Source organism: Colwellia sp., from assembly GCF_013215345.1.
Lineage (GTDB): Bacteria > Pseudomonadota > Gammaproteobacteria > Enterobacterales > Alteromonadaceae > Colwellia.
In genome coordinates this window covers 1-1,771 of sequence record NZ_JABSOV010000254.1, presented here as the reverse complement: position 1 = coordinate 1,771, position 1,771 = coordinate 1, and the positions used below count along the sequence as shown (strand labels likewise).

Annotated in this window: 3 protein-coding genes; all 3 read left to right on the top strand. The window is 36.9% G+C overall.

Features of this window, described 5'->3' with window-relative positions; all coding sequences use genetic code 11:
- A partial coding sequence (locus tag HRT50_RS18785; protein ID WP_291617376.1) for a TonB-dependent receptor occupies positions 1–545 on the top strand: 545 nt, incomplete at its 5' end.
- Between the two features lie 372 nt (positions 546–917).
- Positions 918–1,187, top strand: a complete 270-nt coding sequence (tatA, locus tag HRT50_RS18780) for a twin-arginine translocase TatA/TatE family subunit (protein ID WP_291617374.1) — start codon at positions 918–920, stop codon at positions 1,185–1,187.
- A gap of 3 nt (positions 1,188–1,190) precedes the next feature.
- A complete protein-coding gene (tatB, locus tag HRT50_RS18775) occupies positions 1,191–1,667 on the top strand; it encodes a Sec-independent protein translocase protein TatB (RefSeq protein WP_291617371.1) in 477 nt (158 codons plus the stop codon).
- Positions 1,668–1,771: the final 104 nt, after the last annotated feature.

The window sequence follows — 1,771 nt, the reverse complement described above, 5'->3', positions numbered from 1 at the left end:
CCGGCACAGGCCGTATTACATTTAATAACCAATTACAAAATATTGGTCAAGAAGATACAAGAGGTGTTGATTTAAGCTTAAATTATAAGTTTGAAGTAGCTGGACTTGATTGGTCAACTTCACTTGATACTACCTTCTTAACTGAGTCTTCAGTTGTTGATGCTGATGGTAATATCATTGATTACGTTGGTAATATTACAGCGAGTGGCGGCGGTTATGCAGATGTTAAATCTAACTTAACAATTATGGCACTTGGTGATGACTGGAATGCATCTTATAAAGCTCGTTATATTTCAGGTATGGACAGTTTTTCATGCTTAGATGATCCAAGTGGTTGTTACGCACCTACAACACCATCAATGGTTTATCATGATATTAATGCTGCATACATGATGACTGAAATAGTTACTCTTTCTGGTGGTGTTAATAACTTATTTGATAACGAACCTCCATACTACACTGGTAACAACGATTCAAATACTGACCCGTATACTTATGATGTATTAGGCCGTTATTTCTACGTAAATGTTAATGTTAAATTCTAGTATCGTTTATTAGATAATTAGCAAAATAACTAATCTGTTAAATAGCCAGTCTGTGAAATAACACAGTAAGTCATTAAGCAGAAAGGTATACGAAAAAGGCGACAATTTATTTGTCGCTTTTTTTTGTCTTATAATAAATCGTCTTTAGCGGCATTACCTTCTCCATCACTTATTTTGACTAGCCTTTAATGTGTTTTATAAAGCAAAGCTACTTACCCACAAAAAAAATGTTGTTTTAGCTCATCATTTACCGATTCATTTACTGTTTTTACTCGTTTCCCGGTATTATTTAGGTATATAATGTTTATACAAAAAGCATGAGCTAGGGTATTGCTTAGCCATGTGAGCATTAAATAGCAGGAGTAATTTATTATGGGTGGAATCGGAATTTGGCAACTAGTTATTATTGCCGTGATTGTAGTGTTATTGTTTGGTACTAAAAAGCTACGTAATCTAGGTGGTGATTTAGGCTCGGCGATAAAAGGTTTCAAAAGTGCTATAGGTGAAGATAAAGAACAAAGTACTAGTGTCGAAAAATCTAGTGCAGAAAAAACATCCGATACTTTAGCTGATAACTCTAGTAGTGCAGCAGAAGAAAGTAGTAAAGCTAGCAGCAAAACTAAAGAAACTGATCAGGCTTAATTTATGTTTGATGTAGGTTTTTGGGAATTAATTCTTATTGCAATTATGGGCTTGGTTATTTTGGGTCCTGAGCGCTTACCAGTAGCAATACGTACGCTGCGTGGCTGGATAACGGGTGCGCGCAAGTTTAGCGATACCGTTAAAACTGAGCTAACCGAAGAGTTGCGTATTCATGAGTTGCATGCCAATTTGAAAAAAGCCGAGCAAAGCAATTTACAAAATTTAAGTCCAGAAGTCGCCGAATCATTAAAGACATTACAAGAAGCGGCAGCCTCGGTCACTGAACCATTCAAAAAAGTGGATACTCAACCTTTAGACTCGATGATCTCTTCTTCATTAGCTTCATCTGTCAGTGCTAAAACGGCTCAGGACCAGAATACAAAAAGTCAGCTTGCCGATAGCGCATTTGCGCAAAAAGTCAGTTCAGCTAAGCCTTCAGTAAATGCAGCTAACCCAGAAAGTGATAAACCCAAACCATGAGTACAGCCTCAGTACCAAGTGCCAGCGTGTTTGATCACCTGTTAGAATTACGTAATCGTTTATTACGCTCTATCTTAGGGGTGTTAATTATCTTTTGCTGCTTA

Bases quoted from the DNA above. Each gene is read 5' to 3' on its own strand.
- tatA (WP_291617374.1), top strand. From the start codon at position 918: ATGGGTGGAATCGGAATTTGGCAACTAGTTATTATTGCCGTGATTGTA.
- tatB (WP_291617371.1), top strand. From the start codon at position 1,191: ATGTTTGATGTAGGTTTTTGGGAATTAATTCTTATTGCAATTATGGGC.